Below are 23,342 nucleotides of genomic sequence, written 5' to 3'. Positions count from 1 at the left end.
CGGGGTCCTACGCCGCTCCCGCGCCGGTCAGGGCCCGTACCTCCGCCTCCGCGTGCTTGAGCTCGTCCGCCACCTCGTGCGAGGTCACCGTGCCGAGCCAGCCCGCGAGGAACCCGAGGGGGATGGAGAGCAGGCCGGGGTTTTGCAGCGGGAAGAACTGGAAGTCCACGCCGGGGAAGAGGGATTCGGGGCTGCCCGAGACCACGGGCGAGACGAGCACCAGGATCAGCGCGGGAATCAGGCCCCCGTACACCGACCACACGGCGCCCCGCGTCGTGAAGTTCCGCCAGAACAGCGAGTACAGGAGCACCGGCAGGTTCGCCGACGCGGCCACCGCGAAGGCGAGGCCGACCAGGAACGCCACGTTGAGGTCGCGGGCCAGCAGGCCGAGCGCGATGGCCACCGCCCCGATCCCCACCGCCGCGACCCGCGCGACCGCGACCTCGCTGCGCTGCTTGGCGTGCCCGCGCTTGAGGGAGGCGTACAGATCGTGGGCGACGGAGGCGGAGGACGCGAGGGTGATGCCCGCGACCACGGCGAGGATCGTGGCGAAGGCGACCGCGGCGACCACGGCGAACAGGACTGTGCCGCCGGTGGAGCCGGCTCCGCCGCCCAGGTGGTAGGCGAGCAGTGCGACGGCGGTGTTGCCCGCCGGGTTGGACGCCTTGACCTCGGCGGTGCCGACCAGCGCGGCCGCGCCGAAGCCGAGCACGATCGTCATCAGGTAGAAGCCGCCGATGAGGCCGATGGACCAGATGACCGAGCGGCGGGCGGCCCGGGCGGTGGGCACGGTGTAGAAGCGCGAGAGGATGTGCGGCAGTCCGGCCGTGCCGAGGACCAGGGCGAGACCGAGGCTGATGAAGTCGAGCCGCGCCGTCCAGTCGCCGCCGTATTTGAGGCCGGGTGCCAGGAACTCCTTTCCGTGGCCGCTGTGTTCGGCCGCGGTGTTCAGCAGCAGATTGATGTCGCCGTGGAAGCGCAGCAGCACGAGCACGGTGAGGGTGATCGTGCCGGCCATGAGCAGGACGGCCTTCACGATCTGGATCCAGGTGGTGGCCCGCATGCCGCCGAGCGACACATAGACCACCATCAGGGCGCCCACCCCGATCACCGTCCAGTTCCGCGCGGCGCCGCTCGTGCCACCGAGCAGCAGGGCGACCAGGCTGCCCGCGCCGACCATCTGCGCCACCAGATAGAGAACGGACACGGTGACCGAGGAAGTTCCCGCCGCGATCCGCACCGGCCGCTCGCTCATCCGGGCGGCGACCACGTCGGCCAGCGTGAACTTCCCGCAGTTGCGGACGAGTTCGGCGACCAGGAGCAGCACCACAAGCCACGCGACGAGGAAGCCCACGGAGTAGAGCATGCCGTCGTAGCCGAACAGGGCGATGAGGCCGGAGATGCCGAGGAAGGAGGCGGCCGACATGTAGTCGCCCGCGATGGCAAAACCATTTTCCATGGGGGAGAAGAGCCGGCCGCCCGTGTAGAACTCCTCGGCCGAGCCGTGCCGGTTGCGGCTCACCCAGGTGGTGATGGCGAGCGTCGCCGCCACGAACGCGCTGAACAGGAGCAGCGCCAGAGTCTGCTGGTCCCCACCGGCGATCACTTGTCGGCTCCCCGTGTCGTTTCCTGTCCTTCGTCCCGCCGGGCCGTGATGGTCCCTCCCCAGGGGCCGCTGTGCCGGTGGTGGCGCCGGTTCTGCTGGTTCTGCTCGAACACGACCCAGCGCAGCTCCAGCGCGGCGTGGTCCCTGCGCAGCCGGGCGTGACGGGCGTAGGCCCAGGTCAGCAGGAAGGTGGTGAGGAACTGGGCCAGTCCCGCGACCATCGCCACGTTCACCGCGCCGGCCACCGGGCGTGCCATGAGGTCCGGGGCGCCGACCGCGGTGATCACGTAGGCGAGATACCAGGCGAAGAAGGCGAGGGCGGCCGGGACGACGAACCGGCGATAGCGGCGGCGCACCTCCCCAAAGGCCGCGCTGCGGTGCACTTCGAGGTAGATCTCGGCCGCGCCGGCACGTTCGTCCTCGCCCGCCCGCTGCTGGGCGGGCACGGTCGCGGCCACCGCGTCGCCCTCCAGCTCGCCCCACCCGGAGGCGATGGTGTCGTACCAAGGGTCGTCGATCCGCGCCGCCGCGGAGTCACGCCCTTCCTGCTTCTCCACCGAACAACTCTCCTTGCTCACGGCCCCGTTGGGCCAGTGCCCAAGGATGAGCAGAGGCGGCCCGCCCGGCGCTCGCCAGGAGCACCCCTTCACCCCATTGGGTGATGGAAATGGCGTCAGTCGAGTGAGCCGCGCCGGGACTGCCGGGCGGAGCCGGCGCCTGCCGCCGCGGCCGGCGCACCGTAGGACGCCGGGGCCGGCTGGGTCCGCCACATCAGGAGGCCGCCGCGCACCAGGAGGGAGGCGGCGAGGGCGAGCAGGATGGCACCCATGCCCAGGTGGATCCCGGCCAGGGCGCCGAGCCCGGCGAGCCCGACGCGCACGAGGATGCCGAGCAACCAGATCCCGGCGGTGGCCCCGGTGCCACGCGACCACACCGTGCCGTCCGCCTCGGTCCAGGTCTTCGACGTCAGGGCCCAGCCGACGCCCATGAGCACCCCGATCAGGACCTCCGCGCCCAGCAGCACGAGCGAGCCCGAGCGGTGGTGCTGGTCCACCAGGCCGCCGTTCTTCACCGAGAAGAACAGCAGCAGCGCGGGGAGCATCCACCAGCGCCGGGAGCCGCCCACCTGCTGCGGCTTGAACTGGCGTACCAGGATCAGCGTGACCGCGGCGAGGGCCGGCAACACGTTCATGAGCGCGGACATCGAAGCCTCCAGGCGACGGGAACGGAACGGTCCGTACGCCTGGGACGCTACGGAAACCGCCTGCTCAGAGGCATCGGCGCGGAGGTGGACCGTGGGTGGACGTCGCGTCTGCACCCAGGGGTGGAGAGACGCGAACGCCGGTCCGCGCGAGCGCGCGGACCGGCGTTCGCCGGGCGGGGCCCGGGCCGGGGTCCGGCCGGGATCACGCGTCGATGCGTGAGCGGTCCAGGGTGGCGGCCGAGCTGGTGATGAACTCCTTGCGCGGCGCCACCTCGTTGCCCATCAGCAGATCGAAGACCTGCTCGGAGGCCTCCAGGTCGCCGATGTTGATCCGGCGCAGGGTCCGAAAACGCGGGTCCATGGTCGTCTCGGCCAGTTGGTCGGCGTCCATCTCGCCGAGGCCCTTGTAGCGCTGGATGGTGTCCTTGTAGCGGATGTTCTTGCGCTGGAACTCCAGCAGGGTGCTGCGCAGTTCGTTGTCCGAGTACGTGTAGACGTACTTGTCCTGGCCCTTCTTGGGCTGCACCAGCTCGATGCGGTGCAGCGGCGGCACCGCGGCGAAGACCCGGCCTGCCTCGACCATCGGGCGCATGTAGCGCTGGAAGAGGGTCAGCAGCAGGATGCGGATGTGCGCGCCGTCCACGTCGGCGTCGACGAGCAGCACGATCTTGCCGTACCGCGCGGCGTCGATGTCGAAGGTGCGGCCCGAGCCCGCCCCTATGACCTGGATGATCGCGCCGCACTCCGCGTTCTTCAGCATGTCGGAGACCGACGCCTTCTGAACGTTGAGGATCTTGCCCCGGATCGGCAGCAGGGCCTGGAACTCGGAGTTGCGGGCGAGCTTGGCGGTGCCGAGCGCCGAGTCGCCCTCGACGATGAACAGCTCGCTGCGCTCGACGTCGTCGCTGCGGCAGTCCGCCAGCTTGGCCGGCAGCGAGGAGGATTCCAGCGCGGTCTTGCGGCGCTGCGCCTCCTTGTGCTGACGGGCCGCGATGCGGGTGCGGGCGGCCGCGACGATCTTGTCGAGGACGGCCCTCGCCTGCGCCTTGGCGTCCCGCTTCGTGGAGGTCAAGAACTCCTTGAGCTCCTTGGCGACCACATTGGCGACGATCCGGTTGGCCGCCGATGTGCCAAGGACCTCCTTGGTCTGGCCCTCGAACTGCGGCTCGGCCAGCCGGACGGTGACGACCGCCGTGAGCCCTTCCAGGGCGTCGTCCTTGACGACGTCGTCCTCGGCGACCCGGAGCATCTTCGTGGCGCGCAGGACCTCGTTGACGGTCTTGGTGACCGAGCGCTCGAAGCCGGTGACGTGGGTGCCGCCCTTGGGGGTGGCGATGATGTTCACGAACGACTTCAGGTTGGTGTCGTAGCCGGTGCCCCAGCGCAGCGCGATGTCCACGCCGAGCTCACGGGTGACCTCGGTGGGCGTCATGTGGCCCCGGTCGTCCAGGACTGGGACCGTCTCCTTGAAGGTGCCCGAGCCGGACAGGCGCAGGACGTCATTGACGGCCTTGTCCTCGGCCAGGTACTCGCAGAACTCGCTGATGCCGCCGTCGAAGCGGAACGTCTCCTCGGTCTTGCCCTCGCCGTCCAGGCCCCGCTCGTCGCGGACCACGATGGTCAGGCCGGGCACCAGGAACGCCGTCTGGCGGGCCCGCTGGTAGAGCGTGTCCAGGGAGAGTTTGGCGTCCTTGAGGAAGATCTGGCGGTCGGCCCAGTAGCGGATGCGGGTGCCGGTGCGGCCCTTGGGCACGCGCTTGCCCTTGCGCAGTCCGCTGCCGGGGTCGAAGGGCGCGTCGGGGCCCTGCTCGGTGAAGATTCCGGGCACGCCGCGGCGGAAGCTGATCGCGTGCGTGGTGCTCCGGTCCACCTCGACGTCGAGGCGGGCCGAGAGCGCGTTCACCACGGAGGCGCCCACGCCGTGCAGGCCGCCGGAGGCGGCGTAGGAGCCGCCGCCGAACTTGCCGCCGGCGTGCAGCTTGGTCATGACGACCTCGACGCCCGAGAGGCCGGTCTTTGGCTCGACGTCGACGGGGATGCCCCGGCCGTTGTCGCGCACCTCGACGGAGGCGTCGTCGTGGAGGATCACCTCGATGTGGTCGCAGTGGCCGCCCAGGGCCTCATCGACGGAGTTGTCGATGATTTCCCAGAGGCAGTGCATCAGGCCGCGGCTGTCCGTGGACCCGATGTACATGCCGGGCCGCTTGCGGACGGCTTCGAGGCCTTCGAGTACGAGCAGATGCCGAGCGGTGTAGTTGGAGCCGTCGCGGTCTGCCCCGCTCAGCAGCGCAGTGGACGGAACGGACGTCTCGGCGGTCACGCAGTTCGCTCCTCGCTGAATTTCAATGGACGCCCCGGTGGGTAAGGGGCCGGCGTCGGTCGCCGGTCAGAGGGTACCGAGGCCTGGTAGAGCCGTTGTAACGCCACCCTCGCGAAACCTCATGCTAGTCCAGCGTCGCAAACATGTTCGATCCCTCCTGGGGGTGATGCGGATATCACGTTCCCAATCAGGGCATGAACCATTTAGGCTCCGGGCACGTCCTCATGAACAACCGGCAACCCCGCCGGGAGGACCAGACAAGACAAGCAACGCGAAACCCGTAAAGCTCCGCAATACGGCTCATTCGCCGCCAACCGGCAGCAGACAGCCACCTTGACCCAAGAAGTTTTCGAGGAAAAGCCACGAGCGGGAACGTTTTCGGCCTGGTTGGATGTTGACCCTGGTACGACAGCTCGTCGAGCTAGAGAAGAGGCGACGTGACTACTGTTCTGACCCCCGCGAGCCCCCTGACGGCCGCCGACCGTTGCGACCGCTGCGGCGCACAGGCCTACCTTCGCGTAGTCCTCACCAGCGGCGGCGAGCTGCTCTTCTGCGCTCATCACGGACGTAAGTTCGAGCCGGAACTGAAGAAGATCGCCGCTGACATACAGGACGAGACGGACCGCCTCACGGCGGTGCCCGAGTCCACGGGCGACGAGGATCGCTGAGACCTCGCACCACGACGAGCCAGGGCCGGTCCAAGGCCGGCGACGGGCGGCACTCCCCGTGCAGGGGGAGTGCCGCCCGTTCTCATGTCCGCGTCAGGAAGCCGTGCCCGACGGCAGGGAGACGGCCGACACCCGGGTGTACACACCGGGGAACTCGGCCTTGGCGCAGCCGTTTCCCCAGGACACCAGGCCGATGAGCCTGCCCCCGGCCACCAGCGGCCCGCCGCTGTCGCCCTGACAGGCGTCGTGGCCGCCCTTGGGATCGCCCGCGCACAGCATGGTGGCCGGGTCGTAGGACCCTTCGGAGTTCGGCGGGTAGGCGCGCGCACAAGCGTCGTCCGGCAGCACCGACACGGCTCCCGCGTGCAGGGTGGTCGGATAGCGGCCCGCACCCGTCGTGTCGCCCCAGCCGTAGACCGTGGCCCGGGTGTCGGGCTGATAGCCCGGGTCGCCCGCCGGGGCCAGCGGGATCACCGAGGAGGCCGGCAGCGGCTTGGACAGGGTGAGCGTGGCCCAGTCGCCCGCGTTGGTCGCCGTGTTGTACCCCGGATTCACCCAGGTGGCGCTCACCGGGATCTCCTGGCCGTCGGCGGTCTTCAGGTCCGTGCGGTCCGCGATCACCTTGAGGTCGCGGACCTGGCTCACGGCCATGCCCAGCACGTCGTTGCGCAGGCAGTGGGCGGCCGTCAGGACCGTGGTGGGCGCGACCACCACTCCCCCGCAGAACTGGCCCGCGCGCGTACGTCCGAACCGGTCACGACTGGAGAGGGCCACCACCCAGGGGCTGTCCGAGATCTGGACCTTTTTTCCCCCGATGACGATCTCGTCGGCAACCGCGGGCGGTGGCGCGCCCAGGGCGGTGACCGCGAGGGCGGCCGCCCCCATGACGGCTCGGGCGGTGGAGCGGCGCATAGGGTCTCCTGACTCTCGGTGACGCGGGCACACCCAGCGTCATTCAACGAGCGGCACACCGCACCTGCGGGTACGCGCGAGGGCCCGGTCTCCCGCCGGGGAGACCGGGCCCTCGTTCGTAACGACCGTGACCTAGTCGAGGTAGTCGCGCAGCACCTGCGAACGCGACGGGTGGCGCAGCTTCGACATGGTCTTGGACTCGATCTGGCGGATCCGCTCACGCGTCACGCCGTAGACCTTGCCGATCTCGTCCAGCGTCTTGGGCTGGCCGTCGGTGAGACCGAAGCGCATGGAGACCACGCCCGCCTCACGCTCGGAGAGGGTGTCGAGCACCGAGTGCAGCTGCTCCTGGAGGAGCGTGAAGCTGACCGCGTCGGCCGGAACGACCGCCTCGGAGTCCTCGATGAGGTCACCGAACTCGCTGTCGCCGTCCTCACCCAGGGGGGTGTGCAGCGAGATCGGCTCACGCCCGTACTTCTGGACCTCGATGACCTTCTCGGGGGTCATGTCGAGCTCCTTGGCCAGCTCCTCCGGGGTGGGCTCGCGGCCCAGGTCCTGGAGCATCTGGCGCTGGACGCGCGCGAGCTTGTTGATGACCTCGACCATGTGCACCGGGATACGGATGGTGCGGGCCTGGTCGGCCATGGCGCGGGTGATCGCCTGACGGATCCACCAGGTGGCGTACGTGGAGAACTTGTAGCCCTTGGTGTAGTCGAACTTCTCGACCGCGCGGATCAGACCGAGGTTGCCCTCCTGGATCAGGTCCAGGAAGAGCATGCCGCGGCCGGTGTAGCGCTTGGCCAGGGAGACCACCAGACGGAGGTTGGCCTCCAGGAGGTGGTTCTTGGCGCGGCGACCGTCCTCGGCGATGATCTCCAGCTCGCGCTTGAGCTTCGGCGCGAGCTTGTCGGCGTTCGCCAGCTTGTCCTCGGCGAACAGGCCCGCCTCGATGCGCTTGGCGAGCTCGACCTCCTGCTCGGCGTTGAGCAGCGGGACCTTGCCGATCTGCTTCAGGTAGTCCTTGACCGGGTCGGCGGTGGCTCCGGCGACGGCGACCTGCTGGGCGGGAGCGTCGTCCTCGTCCTCGTCGGACAGGACGAAGCCCTTGCTCTCGCCCTCGGGCTCCTCGTCGTCGCCCTTGCCGGGCGCGGCGTCCTCAAGGAGCTCGTCGCCCTCGACGGCCTCCTCGTCGTCGCCCTTCTTGGCGGCGGTCTTCTTCGCCGCGGTCTTCTTGGCCACCGTCTTCTTGGCGGCGGTCTTCTTCACGGCCGCCTTCTTGGCGACGGCCTTCTTGGGGGCGTCCTCGGCCTCGTCGGCCGGCACGTCCATGGTCTCGGACGGGGCCGCGGACGGGGCCGCGGAGGCGGCGACGGTCCTGGTGGTGGTCACGGTCGTCTTGGCCGCGACCGTCTTGGTGGCGGTGCGCTTCGCCGGGCTCTTCGCTGCGACGCTCTTGCGTGTGCGCTTCGGTGATTCCGCGGCACTGACCATCAGCGTCACACCCTCTTCCTCGAGGATCTGGTTGAGGCTGCGCAGAACATTCTTCCACTGGGTCGGCGGAATCTGGTCGGCTTCGAAGGCCCGACGCACGTCATCGCCGGCGATCTGTCCATCAGCCTTTCCCCGCTCGATGAGCGCCATCACAGACTCGGACTCGGCGATCTCCGGCGGGAGCGTACGGGATGTGCTGGCCGACACGAACAACCTCTCGAAACGATGGAAAACGGCTTCCGGCCCCGCCCAGGATCGGGCCGGAGCCGACGACCACCGGCTGGGGATGTGCCGGGGGCGCGGGCTGAACCTCGGAGCTGCACAGCGCCACGCTTGGCCGCTGTATTCCTTCCTCGGCTGTTACCTCTTAAGTCATCGCATGGTTCCGAGGAGTGTTACGGGCAATCTTCGTGGCCCGAGTCACACCCCAAAGGGGACCAAGGGCTCACAAGGGGCAGATACCCCGATTCGAGCCCGCCGGACCCTCCCCGGGATCCGGCGGCACAGCGTGTCGGGCGGGCTCAGGTTCAGTGCTCGCGGGGGGCGGGGACGACCCGCTCCACCTCGGGGTGCACCGTGAGCAGTTGACGCACGGCCGCCTCCGCCGCCATCGCGTCACCGCCGGCCAGGGCGTCCACGATCCGCCCGTGGTGGGCGAGCGAGGCGTCCGAGGGGCGGTCACAGCCGGTGATCGGGGCGCCGGAGACCTGGAGGGCGGACGAGACGATGCCGGAAAGGTGCTCCAGCATCCGGTTGCCCGCGAGCTGGATCAGGAGGGAGTGGAATTCGGCGTCGGCCCGCGAGAAGGTGAGCGCGTCACCCTGGGCGAGGGCGTGGCCCATGATCTCCACCATGTCGCCCAGGCGCTGCTGGATGTCCTCGCGGCCGTGGCCCGCGGCCAGGCGGGCGGCGAGCGGCTCGATGGTCCAGCGCAGCTCGGCCAGCTCGCGGCGCTGATCGTCCCGCTGGGGGCCGAAGGCGCGCCACTCGATGATGTCGGGGTCGAGCAGGTTCCAGTCGCTGACCGGGCGGACCCGGGTGCCCACGTTGGGCCGGGCGCTCACCAGCCCCTTGGCCTCAAGGACACGCAGGGACTCGCGGACGACCGTGCGGGAGACCTCGAAACGCTGGCCGATCTCCTCGGGAACCAGCGGACGGTCCGCGCCGAGGTCGCCGGAGACGATCATCTGGCCGAGCTGCTGGACGAGTTGACCGTGCAGGCCTCGGCCCCGGCTGCCGGCGGCCCTGCGGCCCACCCGGCCGAGCTCCGCGTCCCCGCCGTCCCAGGACGGGGCGCCCAGCCGGTCCGAGGGGCGCGCCTCGCCGTAGGGGTAGCGGTCGAGTTCGCCCGGGGCGGAGAGGCCGGCTTCGGCGGTGCGGGCGGTCATCATGGTGTGCGCAAGGGTGCTCATGCACCCTTTGTCGGCGGGACTCCCGTGCCCCTTGAGGTCTTTGGTGAAAAGCACACGAAAGGGTGATCACCGCCACCCCCGCAATTGACGCTTTATCGGAAAGAAGCGGGCGTTGACCCCGGAGTTGCGGACAGATCACCGTTCGCCGGGCGCGAGCCGTTCACCAACGGGCCCTGGCGCGAAGGCCGGTGAGCAGATACGCGCAGATGAGAACGGTGAGCGACAACGTCAGCGCGGCGCCTACCGGTTCGGCGATCAGACGCAGTACGGCGACGAGCCAGTGGTCCAGGGCGTGCGGCCAGCGCACCCGGGCCAGGTCACGCAGCCGGTCGGGAAGTCCGGCGACAGAGCGCACCGCGTGCCCTTCGACTGCCTTGCGCAGCAGCGGTACGACGACGACGGGGACGGCGAGCACCGCGGCCAGGCCCGCCGATGTGGCCCGGAAGATCCCGGCGGCGAGCAGCCCCGCCCAGGCGCAGCCCACCGTGAGTCCGGCCCAACTCGCGGCCAGGGCGGGCCATTCCCGCGCCGGACCCGCGACCGCCCCTCCGTAGACCAGGCGCAGGGCCTGGTGGTCGAGCAGGGCGGCGAGGGCGGCGAGCACGAGGGCCGCGCCCGCGGACACCACGAGCTTGGCCAGGAGCAGTCCGAGCCGGCGCGGGACGGTGCCGCGGTCGGCGGCGAGCGCGGGGTAGCGGTATTCGTCGCCGAAGGCGAGCGCGCCGAACAGGCCCGCGCCGAGCGCGGCGGGAGGCAGCGGGAGCAGACCGGGCCAGGCGGACAGGAGGCGCGACGGCGGGGCGTGCCCGGCCCGCGCGAGCAGCACCGACAGGGCCGCCGACACCGCAAGAACGCCCGCCGCCAGCAGGAAGGTTGTGCGTACGCCCAGGAGCCTGCGCAGCTCGTAGCGCAGAGGGCGCAGCGGGGTGCGGGGGGTGGCGGGGGTGATGGGCAGCGGGTGGGAACTTCGGGGCGGGGCGGGGCGTTCCTCTAGTGGGACGTGGACGCTCGGGCCGGCGTCACCGACCTCGTCGGCGAGCCGGTGCAGCAGCACGCCGTTGCGGAAGGCCGTCTCCCCGACCTCCGCGGTGCTGCTGCCGTACACGGACAGGTGGCTGCCGTCCTCGGCGACCACCTCGACGGAGCGCTGGGCGGCGCGTGCCTCGCGGTTGACCAGGGCGGCGAGGCGGGCGGCGTGCGGGGTGGCGACGGCGACGCGCGGCCGAAGCCGGGTGCGGGCGAACTCGGTGACGTCCTGGTCGGCGACGAGCCGGCCGCCGTCGATGGTGACCACACGGTCCGCCACGCGGGCCGCTTCCTTGGGGTCGGCGAAGGTGCACAGGACGGTCCCGCCGTGCTCTGCGTGGCCGCGCAGCAGTCCGTGGAGCCAGGCGTTCTCGCGGGGCGAAAGGCCCTCGGCGGGTTCGTCGAGCAGGAGGGTGTGGGGATCGCCGAGCAGCGCGGCGGCCAGGCCCAGGCGGCGGTCCATGCCCAGCGAGAGGGTACCGAGGCGCTGGTCGGCGAGGCCGGAGAGTCCGACGACCTCCAGCATCTCCTCGGCCCGAGACACCGGTACGCCCGCGACGGTGCACATCAGCTTCAGCTGGCCCCGCACGGTGCGGGCGGGGTGGCCCGGCACATCACCGAGGAGGGTGCCCACTTCGCGGGTGGGATGGGCGAGCGCGTGCAGGGGCCGGCCGCGGAAGTAGGTGACGCCACGGCCGGGTTCGAGTTCGAGCATCAGGCGCAGGGCCGTGGTCCGGCCCGAGCCCGGTGCGCCGAGCAGAGCGGTGAGCTGCCCGGGTCGCGCCTCGAAGGTGAGGTCGTCCACGACGGGCGGGAGGTCGGGGCGGGGGGCGCTGGTGAGTCCGATTGCCTGGAGCATCGCTTCTCTCGCGGTAGGTGAGACCGCTCGGCCAACGGGGCGGATAGAGCAGCAAGATAACCCGGCATTTCAGACTTTTGCGGCAGGCGCGGGTCGTGGGGGCGAGGGGGGTGCGAGGGGGCGGGGCCGGGGTTGGCGGAGAGCCCAGCGTTTGGGCCCCCGGGCGGGGTTCGCCTCCTCCCGGGTGCACTGCTGGGTCGGCGGCCCCGCCCCGCAGCATCAACGCGGCGCGTCGGCCCGGCAGTTGGGCTGGTGCCGTAGAGGGGCCGAGTGATGTGGACCGGGACCGTGACGCCCCAGGACGGGCGTTGGAGCGAACGAGAGCCGACCAGAACCCTGCGGGGACCAACCGGCGGACGGCGGCGACCTTGGGCGGCGCTCGGCAGCACTCGGGGTCTGGGTCCGGCGTGGCCTCGGCCTCTGGCCTGGGTGCGGCCACCGAGCCGGGGGCCGGGCCCGGGGGCCCTCCGGCTCGGTGGGACCAGTGGTTCCGGCCCGGGCGGGCTCGCGGTTCGGGGCCGAGCGGGGCCGGTGGCCACTGCCTGGGCGGGCGCCGGGGTCCGGACCGACAGGGCGCGGGGTTCCGGGGTGGCGGGCGTCGGGTTCCGGGGTGGCGGGGCGCGGGGTTTCGGACCGACAGGGTGCCGGGTCCCGGGGTGGCAGGGCGTCGGGTTTCGGACCGACAGGGTGCCGGGTTCGGGGTGGCAGGGCGTCGGGTTCCGGACCGACAGGGCGCGGGGTTTCGGACCGACAGGGCGCCGGGGTCCGGACCGACACGGCGCCGAGTTCCGGACTGGCGGGGCGCGGGGTCCCGGAGTCGCGGGGCGCGGGGTTCCGGGGTGGCGGGGCGTCGGGTTCCGGGGTGGCGGGGTGCCCGGCTGGCGGTGCGTGGGTTGGGGGCCGGGGCCGGGGCCGGGGGGGTCAGACTTCTGGGCGGAGCATGGGGGGGTTCAGGAGGGTCGCGCCGCCGGCTCGGAAGAGCTGGGCGGGGCGGCCGCCCTGGCGGGTCGTGGTGCCGCCGGCCGGGACCAGGAAGCCCGGTGTGCCGGTCACCTTGCGGTGGAAGTTGCGCGGGTCGAGGGCGACGCCCCACACCGCCTCGTACACCCGGCGCAGCTCACCCACGGTGAACTCGGCGGGGCAGAAGGCCGTGGCGAGCGAGGAGTACTCGATCTTCGAGCGGGCCCGTTCCACTCCGTCCGCGAGGATCCGGGCGTGGTCGAAGGCGAGCGGTGCGGGCGGCTCGTCGTCGCGGCCGAAGCCACCGCCCTTGCCGAGCACGTCCTCGACGGGCGCCCAGCGCGCACTGTGCGCGTCGCCTCCCGCGCGCGGCGCCGGCAGGTCGGGGGCCAGGGCCAGATGCGCCACGCTGACCACCCGCATCCGGGGGTCGCGCCGGGGGTCCCCGTATGTGGCGAGCTGTTCGAGATGGGCGCCGTTGGCGAGCGCCGGAGCCGAGGGGTCCGAGGCGCACAGTCCGGTCTCCTCGCCCAGTTCCCTGGCCGCGGCGGTGGAAAGGTCCTCGTCGTCCCGGACGAATCCGCCGGGCAGCGCCCAGCGCCCCTGGAAGGGAGGCTCCCCGCGCCGCACCACCAGCGCGCAGAGAGCGTGACGGCGCACGGTGAGCACGACCAGGTCGACGGTCACGGCGAAGGGCGGAAAGGCCGACGGGTCGTAGGGCGACATGCGCCGATCATAGTCGTCTGCCTGACGATAAACACTCCCTTCCGCACCCTCCGGCGCTTCTTGTCCCACCGCCTCTCCCGACGTGGCCAAATCCTTCATCCCCCCAACTGCAGCCATTCGGCGGCCTGCTCGACCATGCCGACCCCGAGCCGGCTGACCCGGACCGCGAACGGCTCGCCCCCCACGCTCAGACCCGCGAGCCGCACCGCGCCGAGCGGGACGGAGCGCAGCGGGTGCAGGGCGACCGACGCGCCCGGGGCGTCCGGGCGGATCCCGGCCAGGGTGGTCAGGAGCTGAATGCCCGCGGCCGCCGCCACCGCCGCCGGGCGACAGGCCGCCGGGTGCGGCACGGGCACGCCCCCGGCGGTGCGCTGCTCCCCCGCATACATCTCGGGCAGCCGGTGACCGAACGCCTCCGCCGCGTCCAGGACACCCCGCAGCAGGGCGACGGCCTCCTTCTCGTGCCCCGCGCCCGCGAGGCCCGCGACGGCCACCGCGCTCTCATGGACCCGCACGGCGCCGGCCCGGTGCCCGTACGGGTTGTACCCGGGCTCCTTGACGGCGAGCCCGCGCAGCCCCCACCCCGAATCCATCGCGGGCCCGCCAAGGAGCCGGGCCACCTGCTCCGTCCCCGCCGCGTCGAGCAACCCGGGTGCGAGGCGACCGCCGCCGAGCAGCCCCGTGTCCAGCAGATGAGCGGCGCCCGAACCCAGCAGCGGCACCGGCCGGCCGTCGGCGGTGCGGCCCGCGGCGGGACGCCCGCCCCCCAGGTCGTCGACCCAGAACTCCGCCCGGAACCGCTCCCTCATGGCCCCGGCCCTGGCGAGCCAGCCGTCGGCGCCGGGGCGGCCGCACTCCCGCAGCAGTTCCCCGCCGAGCAGCGCGGCCCGATGGGCGTGGGCCTGGGTCTCGGCGCGGACGAACCCGGCGCCCGGGCCGCTCTCTGCGAGGTAGCCGTTGTCCCCCAGGGCCGCGTCCAGCCAGCGCAGACAGCGCTCGGCGGCCGGCAGAAGCTGGGCCACCTCCGGCTCGGACAGACCCCAGCGACGCGCCTCCGCGAGTACGACCGGGAACGCCAGCGTGGCCTCCACCCCGGTGCAGCCCGGCGGCAGGAAAGGACCCGCATCCCTCAACGGACCGGGAATGCGCCCCAACCCCGGTTCCCTCGCCGTCAGTTGAGCCCGAGCCAGCGTACGCAGCGTGGCAGCCGCCAGGCGCGTGGACAGAGGCAGCGCCATACGTGCCGCCCACAGCGCCTCGGCGGGCGCGGCACCGCACCGCCAGGGGACACCGGCTGCCACATGCAGGTCGGCGGGGTGCGCCGGGTCGCGGATCAGCAGGGCCCGCAGGTCGTCGATGCTGCGTTCCAGCAGTGCCGCCACCCGGGGATCGTCCCCTTCGGCTCTCGCTTCCCGGGACGAGGGCAGCACGCTCGCACCCAGGTTTGGCGGGCGCGCGGGCCGGCCACCCCTGATGTGCAGCTGGATCACGCACGCCCCGCCCGGAGGCAGTTCCACGGCCCAGCGCAGCACCCCGGCGGAGGCCAGCGCGTCGGTCGGCGGCGGCTGGGCGGTCACCGCGCAGTGGGCGCCGTCCGAGGTCCAGCGCATCCCCGAGGCGTGGACGCTGGCGGGCAGTTCGGGCCCGGCGCGGCCCGCGGCCACCGTGGCCAGGTCCGCCAGGTCCGTTCCCAGGGCGATCTCCACCGGGAACCGCACGGGCCTCGCCGACGAGCTGGCCAGGGTGATCCGTTCGGTGCCGTCGGCGCGGCGCAGCCGCTCGACCGAGATCTCGGGGTCGGGTCCGGCGTCCGCCGTCGTGCGCACCACGGCGAGGAAGCGGGCGCCGTCGGACGATATCGACCTGCCCTGCACGGAGATCGGGTCACGGCCCGCCACCCTCAACTGGCAGCGGGACAGCAGCCGTCGGCCATGCTGGTAGAAGCCTTCGAGGCCACGCCCGGTCAGCTGGCCGTGCTCCGGCGAGACCACGAGGCCGGGCAGGGCGACGCAGATCAAGGCGGCGTGCACGGCCGGGAGTTCGCCCGGCGTCCGCCCGGGGGTTCTGAGCGGGGACGAGCCTCCCTGCGCCCTCGCCGGGACCGGAACCGGCACCGGCGCGCCCCCATCGCTCGCGCGAGGCAGCGCGGTCGGCGGGAGTGGGCCCTCGTGCGCCTCCGGCGGGACCGGGCCCGGCGCGGCCCCCTTGCCGACGCGAGGCAGTGCGGTGGACACCATGCGTACCCTTCTGCGCGTTCCGGACGAGGACGGCGGCGGTTGGGTCGGGGCGGATCTCGCCGCCCGTGGGGAGTGGTACCCGGGACCGCGCCGCCATCAAGGTGAACGCCGCGGGGGTTGACGGGGACACGGACGGGCCACCACTGGGGGCACCCGCTCGGTCGCACGAGGCACCCGGTCGGTCGCACGATCCCACTCCGGCCCGCGCGCCCGCGCCGTCGCCCTCCGAGTGCCCCCGGCCCACGCCGTCGACCCCGACCCCACGCCGCCACCCCTCTCACGCCTCACCCCCTTGCGCCCGCTCCTCGCACCCCCCTTCACTCCTCCCCCGTCGTCCTCTCCCGGCTCCTGCGCCGGGCCCGGGCCCGCGTCCCGTCCGGCCTGGGGCCGGCCGGTTGCGGTGGGCCGACGGGCCGGGCCGGGCCCCCTGGCTGCTGCCCTGCGCCGCCCCCGCCCGTGGGCGGTTGCACCCTGCGACGGACCCGGGTGCGGGCCGCCCGCCCCTCCTTCGCCGCTGCTGACGCCGAGCCATCCTCTGACGCCGCGCCCTCCACCGGCGCTTCGTCCTCCACCCGTGCGCAGGCCCCCGCCTCCGCGCCCCTTCGCCTCGCAGCGCGTTCCTCCCGCAGGCAGATGCGCAGCTCCTCGGGGTCCAGGCCCTGGTTGCAGGCCTGGTGCAGGAGGTAGGCGAAGCGGTACTCCGGGTCCGCGCGCAGGGCCAGGCTGAACGCCACCCGGGCGTTCGGGTCGTCCCCCGTCGACCATGAGACCCAGCCGGCCAGCGTGAGCAGCGCGGCCGCGTGCTCGCGGTAGGGCCCCACGCACCGGCGCGCCAGCGCCCGCCACAGGCGCAGGGCGGGCTGCGCCTCGGCGCCCTCCATCCACTCGGCGGCCCAGTCGCGGGTCGTGCGGTCCTGGAGGCCGAGGATCAGGGCCGCCGCCTCGTCGTGGGCGATGAGCCCGTCGTCCAGCTCGTCCGCCGCGTTCCTGCCGGTGAGCAGTGCTCCGGCGCCCCGGCCGGCCGGGGCCCGTCCGTCCGCGCCACGGGCCGGCGCCGGGGCCCGCGCGATGCGTCGCATGAGCCGGGCCGCGAGATCGAGCGTTTCGTCGGCCACCCCGCGCCGGTCGCCACCGCCCAGAACGCGGGGGAACATCTGCGCGGCCGCGGCGTCCAGCGCCCGTTCCTGCTCCTGCGCCGCCGGGTACCGCAAGGGCGCGAACCGCTCCTCCATCTCCCGCAAGGATCCCCGCACTTGAAGCCCCGCGTAGGTGGCGGCCGCCGCCATGACGGAGGTGCCCGGCAGCGCCAGCACGCTGCCCTCGGGCGGGCAGCAGCGACTGTCCGGGCAGCAGTACGACCAGTAGCGCCCGTCGGAGATGCACAGCGCTTCCAGGACCGGGACGTCGAGGCTGCCGCACGCGACGCGGAGGCGTTGGGCCAACGGGCGCAGCCGCTCCATCACTTGCCGGGCACTGCCGTCCCGCGACGGGTCCTGGCAGAGGAAGACCACGATGCCGTCCGGCCGGGGGCCCCTGCGCTCGCTGCCCGTGACCAGACACTCGGCGAGCTGGTCGGCGATGTCGGGCCACTCCTGCGGCGAGGCCGGAAGACCCACCCTGACCCGGCCGCCGAACCGGCCGCTCTCGCCGTGCAGTGCGACCAGGACGGCCGAGTCGGTGGGGTGGAAGCCCAGCAAGTACGGCAGCGCGTCCGCCAGTTCGGCCGGCCCGCGCAGGGTGATCCGCGGCTCCCCCGCACCGGCCGAACGCAGAGCAGCGGATTCCCGCGCCGCAGACACGTGGGGATGGGGCACGCGGGAAAGGGCTTCGTTCGGTACGGATACATGCGGTACGGATTCCTGAGGTACGGATTCCCGCACACCGGTTTCCCGCGGCCCGCCCTCACGCGCCGCCCCGGTTTCGCGCGCACCGGTTTCCTGCTGCCCGCCCGCACGCGCCGCCCCGGTTTCGCGTGGACCGGCGTCCCGCGGACCGGTTTCGTGCGCACCACCCTCACGCAGCCCGCCCTCACGCGCCGCACCGGCTTCCCGCGCACCACCCTCACGCGCCACCCCGGTTTCCCGCGGCCCACCCTCACGCGCCGCACCGGCTTCCCGCGCACCGCCCTCGCGCGGACCGCCCTCACGGGGTTCGGATTCGTCATGTTCGCTCATGTTTCGCATGCCCTGAGCGTTTCGCGGTTCGAGATCCCTCGCCACCCCTGTGGAAAACCCCTTGTCCACAGAAACCCGAATCAGTCATACAAATGCCGGGACATCCACCGACGCACCGCAACCCCCTTAAGTAGTAAGGCAGTTCACGCCTGTCAGGAGTGCGGCGCGCGGCACCCCCGGCGCGTGCCAGGCGGCGCCAACCACACACCCGTCAGCCCGCCCCACCCACCGCAACCATGGCGGCGCCCCAGCCTGCGCCCTGCGCGGCCCAGCGGTTCTCGTTCGCGCCGTGCAGGATCTCCCGTTGCAGATCGCGCAGTTCGGGCATCGGGTCGATGCCGAGTTCCTCGCGCAGGGCGGTGCGCAACCGGGTGAAGGCCTCCAGGGCCTGGCCTCGGCGGCCGATGCGGTGGAGGACGAGCATGAGCTGGGCGTGGAAACCCTCGTGCAGGGGGTGGCTCTCGGTTAAGTACCGCAGTTCGCCGAGGACTTGGCGGTGGCGGCCGATGCGGATGTCCGCCTCGATACGGCCCTCCAGGGCGGTGAGCCGGAGCTCTTCGAGGCGGGAGACCTCCAGGGACAGGCGCGGGCCAAGGGGCACGCCGTCCAGGGGGGCGCTGCCGCGCCACAGGGCGAGGCCGCGCTGGAAGGCTCGGGCGGCCTCCGCGTTGTCACCCTCGCTGAGCGACTGGCACCCCTCGTCGACGGCCCGCTCGAAGAGGTCGGCGTCGACTGTTCCGGTGCCGAGGTCGAGGCGGTATCCGCCGCGCGAGGTGACCAGGACGTCCTTCGCGTCGAGCCGGCCGTGGGAGGACCGCGAGGTCATCAGGGCCCGCAGGTTCATGACGTACGTCTGGACGGCGGTGACCGCGCTGCGGGGCGGCACCACCCCGAACCAGAGCTCGTCGATCAGGCTCGACATGGTCACCACGTGGCCGACGGCGAGGGCGAGGGTGGCGAGCAGCTGCTGCTGCTTCGGCGCCGTGGGGCCCCAGCCGAGATCTCCGTCCATTATCCGGACGTCACCGAGCACTCCGATATCCAAGACAACTCCCCCTGAGCTATTGATTGCTCTGCCTTGTCAATGTTCCGAACATACCGAACGGTTTGCTTTTCCGGTCCCACCCCTGAGCCCACCTGCACGGATGGAGGCAGGTTACCCAGACGTGACCACGCCTGTCGCGGAAATCAGATGAGTGGAGCCGAAATGGTTGGAGGCCGCCCCGAGGCCGGGCACATGAAAGCGCCCGTCCTTCCCCATGAGGTGACACCCGTCGCCGTCCGTCGCCAATCCGAAATCTGCGTACGGAATCCTTCGCCCGCTTCCCATGGCCTTGGCATAGGAATTCTTCAGGGTCAGAAACCGCAGGAGCAGCGGGTGGCGCGCGGGGGCCGGGGCCGCGCGCAGCCGCTCCAGTTCGTACCGGGTGAGCAGGTGCTCCACGGACGGCAGCCGCAGCGGCGGCGGCCGCAGGGGCGCCACGTCCACACCGACCCGGCCGCCGTCCATCAGGCCCACGGCCACCAGTCCTTCGCAGTCGCCGACGCTGATGTCCAGGTCGTCGCAGCCCCGCAGATGGGGGCGCCCGGTGGGGGTGTAGGCGATCTCGAAGAGTGCCGGGTCGGTGCCCAGGAGGGCGCCGGCCGTGGCCCTGAGCATCAGGCGCGAGACGATGAAGCGGACGCGCCGCTCGGGTGTGGGCTGGCGGTCGGCCCGCGCGCGGTCCGCGCCGAGCAGGACCCGTACCTCCTCGGCGTCCGGTGCCGCGTCCCGCGACCACCAGTCCTCGGTCCTTCCCGCGACGACGACGCACCGGCTGCGTGCCAACTCCTTCCTGATGGCGGCCACTTCCAGGTCGTTGGGGCCCCGCGTCGCGTAGAGCGCGGGGGTCGGCTCTCGTGTCAAGCCGTGCTCCCCATCTCCAGGTCGATCCGCTGCCGGGACAGGTCGTAGGCAAGGCCCTCCCGGTCACGGGCGATCACTTCCTTCAGGACGAGCCCCACTTGTCCTCGGGGCAGTCTCGGCGCCGGGTGGCCCAGGCGCCGCAGTACCCGGCTGAGGGCGAGCAGCAGCCAGGCGCGGTCGGTGGCGTCGCCGGCCGGTGGCACGGCGAGGAGCCGCAGCCTGCTGAGTCCGCAGGCCGCCGCGGTGAGCAGCGCGAGCCGGTCGGCGACCGCGAGGGCCGCCGGGTCGGGCCGCGCCGAGGTGGGGCGGGCCAGGTGGGCGCGGCGCCTTTCCAGGCCCCGCAGTTCCCGGTTGAGCGTACGGATGAGTTCTCTCAGGGCCGCCCCGGCCGGTTCGTGCCCGTCGGGCAGGCCGGAGAAGTCGCGGAACTCCCGTCCCAGCAGGCGCAGTCCACGGCCCGATGATCCGGGCAGGAACTCGGCGAGCAGCCGGGCCGGCCGGTCCACGGCCGGGCCCGCCGCCGCCATCAGCGCCTCGGACTCGCGGGTGGCGGAGAAGTCGTAGGCGGACCTGGCCAGATGACCGTCGCCCCGCCGCGCGTTCAACGGAATGAGTTCTTCCGCCCCTTCGCGCAGCAGCCGGGGGACCAGGTATCCGCACACGGCGGGCAGTGTCCCGGTCGCGGCGCCCTCGCGCAGGGCGCCGGACGCTGCGGCGACCACGCAGTCGGCGAGCAGCAGGTCGGCGAAGGTCCCGGTCAGGGCGCCCACCGCCGACAGGTCGTCCACCGGCGCGTAGTGCTCGCGGTGGGCGCGTACGGCGGTCCGCAGCCGGGCGTCGGCGGCGGCGACGAGCCATCCCGGCAGCACGGTACGCACGAACGCCTCCGTGAGGTCGGGCTCGCAGCGGCAGTCCGGTGCGTGGCCGGGGGCCGAGCAGGCGGGAACGGTGAGCCAGATCCGGGCGGCGGCGCCGGTGTCGTGCGCGGCCCCCTCGCCCGGGTCCGCAGGGTGGGCGTACGGCCGCTGGTTGGTGCCGTGCGGGCCGGGGACGGCGAGGACGAGGCGCCGGCCGTCCCGCAGCGCGGCGGCCAGGTGGGCCGCCGTCGCGTGGTGCTCCGCCGGGGGCGGCGGCCAGCCGCGCTCCACGGGGAAGACCCCGTGGACGCGGATGACCGCACGGACACGGTGGATGGTCTCGTCGCCGCGGTGCGCATCGCCCCGCAGGACGGGCGGGGAGCCCGCGCCGGCGCCGCGCCGCGGCACTGCGGCGCCGGTGAGCGGGCTCGCCCGCCGCTCGCTCACTGGGCCGTGCGCCGGCCGATGTAGCCGACGGCGAGCAGGGCGCCCGCCGCGAGGGCCGCCGCGGCGACCGCGAGGGCGGTTTTGGTCCCGCTGTCGCCCGGGGAGGCCTGCAGGACGGAGCCGAGTACGGCGACACCGACCACGGCGCCGGTCTGGCGGGCCGAGTTGAGGGCGCCCGACGCGATGCCGGCCTGTTCCTTGGGCACCGAGGAGACCAGCGTGGTGACCAGGGAAGGGATGGCGAAGGAGACGCCGAACCCGAAGACGAGCAGGCCGGCGGCGGTCAGCGCGTAGTGGGCGGCGCCGTCGCCGCCGACGAAGGCCAGCTGGATGAGCGCGCCCAGCGTCATGAGCGAGAAGCCGAGGATGGAGGGGATGCGCGGACCCTTCTTGGCGACCAGGCGGCCGGTGTAGACCGGGTTGAACGCGGTGGGCAGGGTCAGCGGCAGGAAGGCGAGCCCGGCGGCCATGGCGGTGTAGCCGAGGCCCTGCTGGAAGTGGAGCGACATGACGAACAGGACGCCGGAGAGGCCGAAGTTGACGAGCAGGCCGTTGAGCAGGCCGACCGAGAAGGTGGCCTTGCGGAAGAGCTGGAGCGGCAGCATCGGGCCGCGCACTCCGGGCTCGCGGCGCTCGACCATGACGAAGCCGATCGCGGCGGCCACACCGATGACCAGCGCGATGAGCACGGGCGCGGACATCCAGCCCTCGGGTTCGCTCTGGATGACGCCGAACGTCAGGCCCGCGAGGGCCAGTACGGCCAGCAGCTGGCCCGGCAGGTCGATGGCACGCTCGGGGTTGCGCGGCGAGCGCGGCGCGAGGGCGCGGGTGATGAGGACGCTGACCAGGGCGACCGGCACATTGATGACGAAGATGAAGCGCCAGCCGAGCGTGTCGGTCAGGACGCCGCCGACGACCGGTCCCGCGGCGAGCGCGACACCGGTGATGGCGGCCCAGGAGCCAAGGGCCCTGGCCCGCTGGGCGGGGTCGGTGTAGGCGGTCGCGATGACGGCCATGGAGGCGGGCAGCAGGGCCGCGCCCGCGATGCCGAGGACACCGCGCATGCCGATGAGGACGCCCAGGTTGGGGGAGGCGGCGGTGAGCCCGGAGGCGATCAGGAAGGCCCAGGTGCCGGTGAGGAAGACCTTGCGGGCGCCGAAGCGGTCGGAGAGCGCGCCCATGGTGAGCAGCAGCGCGGCGAAGGTCAGGGTGTACCCGTTGACGACCCACTGGAGCCCGGAGAGGCCTCCGCCGATATCATCGCGGATGGCGGGCAGTGCCACGTTCACCACGCTGGTGTCGAGCAGCACCATGAAGTAGCCGAGCGAAAGGCCCAGAAGCAGGAGCCCCTTGCGCCGGATCCCGGCCTCGGGCTCGACGCCCGCCACAGCGCTCCCTCCTTGTGCGGCCGTCACCGTCGATGACTGCGAGGACATAGTTGTTCCCTTCTGGATTACTGATGCGGAAATGCGCGGGGGGCGCGGCCGGAGTCGTGAACCTGCGGCTGTTACAGCCTGGCGGGGGCCCGGGCGAAAGAGAAACGGGAAATTCCGATTGCACCATCGGAAGCGCCGATGGGCCGGGGGAGGCCGAGAGATGCAGCTCCGTCAGTTGAACACGTTCCGCACCGTTGCCGAAACCCTCAATATCACGAGGGCGGCCGAGCGACTGAATTACGCCCAGTCGAGTGTCACCGAGCAAATACAGTCACTCGAAGCGGATTTGGGGGTGGCGCTGTTCGACCGTTCCGGGCGCCGGATACGGCTGACGGCGGCCGGGAATCGTCTGGTGGAATACGCCGAGCGGATGCTCCAGCTCGCCGAGGAGGCGAGGGCGGCGGTGGCCGGTCTCGCGGACCCGGCGGGTGAACTGACCATCGGCGCACCGGAGACACTGTGCGTGTACCGGCTGCCTTCGCTGCTGACCCGGTTCCGCGAGACCCATCCCAAGGTCCGGGTGGTGCTGCGCCCCGGCAACCGGTCGGAGTCCCGGGGCGGGGTGCGCGAGGGCACTCTGGATCTGTGCTTCACCTTCGGACCGCCGCCCGTGGAGCCGGAGTTCGAGAGCATGGCGCTGGCCCCGGAGTCCGTCGTCGTGGTGGCGCCCCCGGGTCACCCGCTGACCCGGATGAAGGAGGTCCGCACGGCCGAACTCGCGGACATCGCCTTCCTGGTGACCGAGCCGGGGTGCAGCTACCGCCGCATGTACGACGAGACGCTGGGCTCCGTGCGCGGGCCACGGCCCACCGTGGTGGCCGAGCTGACCAGCATCGGCGCTCTGCGCAGCTGCGTGGCCGAAGGCATGGGCTGCGCCCTGCTGCCCCGGATCGCCGTCGCCGCCGATCTGGCGCGGGGCGCCGTGGAGACGGTCCCGTGGACCAACGCGCGCCGTGAGACGGAGGTGCAGGTCTCCTGGCGCGCGCGGGGCCCCGAGTCGCCGGGGCTTCGTCCCTTCCTCGACACCGCGCGCGAACTGCTGGGCAGCCCCGCCTCGTAGCGCGCCGCCCGGTGCGGTGGGTCCGGCCGCACCGGGGCTCT

Annotated in this window: 17 protein-coding genes; 2 read left to right on the top strand and 15 right to left on the bottom strand. The window is 72.5% G+C overall.

Annotation, left to right across the window (positions count from 1 at the left end; translation table 11 throughout):
* Positions 1 to 7: 7 nt before the first annotated feature.
* The 4 genes from ABR738_RS30125 to ABR738_RS30110 all read right to left on the bottom strand — a co-directional run bounded on the left by ABR738_RS30125 (position 8) and on the right by ABR738_RS30110 (position 5,130).
* On the bottom strand, positions 8 to 1,606 hold the full coding sequence (locus ABR738_RS30125) for a monocarboxylic acid transporter (protein WP_350233085.1): 1,599 nt from the start codon (positions 1,604 to 1,606) through the stop codon (positions 8 to 10).
* Positions 1,603 to 2,163: a DUF485 domain-containing protein gene (locus ABR738_RS30120; protein WP_350233084.1), complete on the bottom strand. Its 561-nt coding sequence runs from the start codon at positions 2,161 to 2,163 to the stop codon at positions 1,603 to 1,605. Before ABR738_RS30120 ends, ABR738_RS30125 begins: the two co-directional genes overlap by 4 nt.
* A 116-nt stretch (positions 2,164 to 2,279) precedes the next feature.
* Positions 2,280 to 2,810: a DUF1453 domain-containing protein gene (locus ABR738_RS30115; protein WP_350233083.1), complete on the bottom strand. Its 531-nt coding sequence runs from the start codon at positions 2,808 to 2,810 to the stop codon at positions 2,280 to 2,282.
* Between the two features lie 202 nt (positions 2,811 to 3,012).
* Positions 3,013 to 5,130 (bottom strand): DNA gyrase/topoisomerase IV subunit B, encoded by a 2,118-nt coding sequence (locus ABR738_RS30110; protein ID WP_350233082.1) that lies wholly within the window; start codon positions 5,128 to 5,130, stop codon positions 3,013 to 3,015.
* 437 nt (positions 5,131 to 5,567) lie between these two features.
* Between ABR738_RS30110 and ABR738_RS30105 the strand changes: the two genes are divergently transcribed.
* Positions 5,568 to 5,798, top strand: coding sequence for a DUF7455 domain-containing protein (locus tag ABR738_RS30105; protein WP_100575885.1), 231 nt, complete (start codon positions 5,568 to 5,570; stop codon positions 5,796 to 5,798).
* A gap of 93 nt (positions 5,799 to 5,891) precedes the next feature.
* Here ABR738_RS30105 and ABR738_RS30100 read toward each other — a convergent pair whose 3' ends face one another.
* The 11 genes from ABR738_RS30100 to ABR738_RS30050 all read right to left on the bottom strand — a co-directional run bounded on the left by ABR738_RS30100 (position 5,892) and on the right by ABR738_RS30050 (position 22,193).
* The gene (locus tag ABR738_RS30100) at positions 5,892 to 6,710 is read right to left on the bottom strand and encodes a S1 family peptidase (RefSeq protein ID WP_350233081.1); all 819 of its coding nucleotides are present in this window, start codon (positions 6,708 to 6,710) and stop codon (positions 5,892 to 5,894) included.
* Positions 6,711 to 6,842: 132 nt separating this feature from the next.
* A complete protein-coding gene (locus ABR738_RS30095) occupies positions 6,843 to 8,408 on the bottom strand; it encodes an RNA polymerase sigma factor (RefSeq protein WP_350233080.1) in 1,566 nt (521 codons plus the stop codon).
* Between the two features lie 320 nt (positions 8,409 to 8,728).
* Positions 8,729 to 9,613: a FadR/GntR family transcriptional regulator gene (locus tag ABR738_RS30090; protein ID WP_350233079.1), complete on the bottom strand. Its 885-nt coding sequence runs from the start codon at positions 9,611 to 9,613 to the stop codon at positions 8,729 to 8,731.
* Between the two features lie 160 nt (positions 9,614 to 9,773).
* Positions 9,774 to 11,498, bottom strand: a complete 1,725-nt coding sequence (locus ABR738_RS30085) for an ATP-binding cassette domain-containing protein (RefSeq protein WP_350233078.1) — start codon at positions 11,496 to 11,498, stop codon at positions 9,774 to 9,776.
* A gap of 921 nt (positions 11,499 to 12,419) precedes the next feature.
* Entirely contained in the window at positions 12,420 to 13,184 is a 765-nt protein-coding gene (locus ABR738_RS30080; RefSeq protein ID WP_350233077.1) for an NUDIX hydrolase, read from the bottom strand.
* A gap of 95 nt (positions 13,185 to 13,279) precedes the next feature.
* Positions 13,280 to 15,214, bottom strand: a complete 1,935-nt coding sequence (locus ABR738_RS30075; RefSeq protein ID WP_502964170.1) for a glycogen debranching N-terminal domain-containing protein — start codon at positions 15,212 to 15,214, stop codon at positions 13,280 to 13,282.
* 524 nt (positions 15,215 to 15,738) lie between these two features.
* Positions 15,739 to 17,220: a DUF4192 domain-containing protein gene (locus ABR738_RS30070; protein WP_350233075.1), complete on the bottom strand. Its 1,482-nt coding sequence runs from the start codon at positions 17,218 to 17,220 to the stop codon at positions 15,739 to 15,741.
* Positions 17,221 to 17,806: 586 nt separating this feature from the next.
* Entirely contained in the window at positions 17,807 to 18,607 is an 801-nt protein-coding gene (locus ABR738_RS30065; RefSeq protein ID WP_350233074.1) for an AfsR/SARP family transcriptional regulator, read from the bottom strand.
* Positions 18,608 to 18,751: 144 nt separating this feature from the next.
* Positions 18,752 to 19,501, bottom strand: a complete 750-nt coding sequence (locus ABR738_RS30060) for a 4'-phosphopantetheinyl transferase family protein (RefSeq protein WP_350233073.1) — start codon at positions 19,499 to 19,501, stop codon at positions 18,752 to 18,754.
* A complete protein-coding gene (locus ABR738_RS30055) occupies positions 19,498 to 20,805 on the bottom strand; it encodes a hypothetical protein (protein ID WP_350233072.1) in 1,308 nt (435 codons plus the stop codon). The genes ABR738_RS30060 and ABR738_RS30055 overlap by 4 nt, the downstream gene beginning before the upstream one ends.
* Positions 20,802 to 22,193, bottom strand: a complete 1,392-nt coding sequence (locus ABR738_RS30050) for an MFS transporter (RefSeq protein ID WP_350233071.1) — start codon at positions 22,191 to 22,193, stop codon at positions 20,802 to 20,804. Before ABR738_RS30050 ends, ABR738_RS30055 begins: the two co-directional genes overlap by 4 nt.
* A 208-nt stretch (positions 22,194 to 22,401) precedes the next feature.
* On the opposite strand from ABR738_RS30050, the gene ABR738_RS30045 reads away from it, so the two are divergent.
* The gene (locus tag ABR738_RS30045; protein WP_350233070.1) at positions 22,402 to 23,301 is read left to right on the top strand and encodes a LysR family transcriptional regulator; all 900 of its coding nucleotides are present in this window, start codon (positions 22,402 to 22,404) and stop codon (positions 23,299 to 23,301) included.
* The last annotated feature ends 41 nt before the right edge of the window (positions 23,302 to 23,342 follow it).

Origin of the sequence: Streptomyces sp. Edi4 (genome assembly GCF_040253615.1) — a bacterium.
Taxonomy (GTDB): Bacteria; Actinomycetota; Actinomycetes; order Streptomycetales; family Streptomycetaceae; genus Streptomyces.
The sequence above is the reverse complement of the archived record's forward strand: the minus strand, read 5'-3'. Positions and strand labels throughout refer to the sequence as shown.

Excerpts from the sequence above, each read along its gene's own strand:
- ABR738_RS30085 (WP_350233078.1), bottom strand. The coding sequence starts at position 11,498 with ATGCTCCAGGCAATCGGACTCACCAGCGCCCCCCGCCCCGACCTCCCG.
- ABR738_RS30080 (WP_350233077.1), bottom strand. The coding sequence starts at position 13,184 with ATGTCGCCCTACGACCCGTCGGCCTTTCCGCCCTTCGCCGTGACCGTC.
- ABR738_RS30100 (WP_350233081.1), bottom strand. The coding sequence starts at position 6,710 with ATGCGCCGCTCCACCGCCCGAGCCGTCATGGGGGCGGCCGCCCTCGCG.
- ABR738_RS30115 (WP_350233083.1), bottom strand. The coding sequence starts at position 2,810 with ATGTCCGCGCTCATGAACGTGTTGCCGGCCCTCGCCGCGGTCACGCTG.
- ABR738_RS30045 (WP_350233070.1), top strand. The coding sequence starts at position 22,402 with ATGCAGCTCCGTCAGTTGAACACGTTCCGCACCGTTGCCGAAACCCTC.
- ABR738_RS30065 (WP_350233074.1), bottom strand. The coding sequence starts at position 18,607 with ATGGACGGAGATCTCGGCTGGGGCCCCACGGCGCCGAAGCAGCAGCAG.
- ABR738_RS30090 (WP_350233079.1), bottom strand. The coding sequence starts at position 9,613 with ATGAGCACCCTTGCGCACACCATGATGACCGCCCGCACCGCCGAAGCC.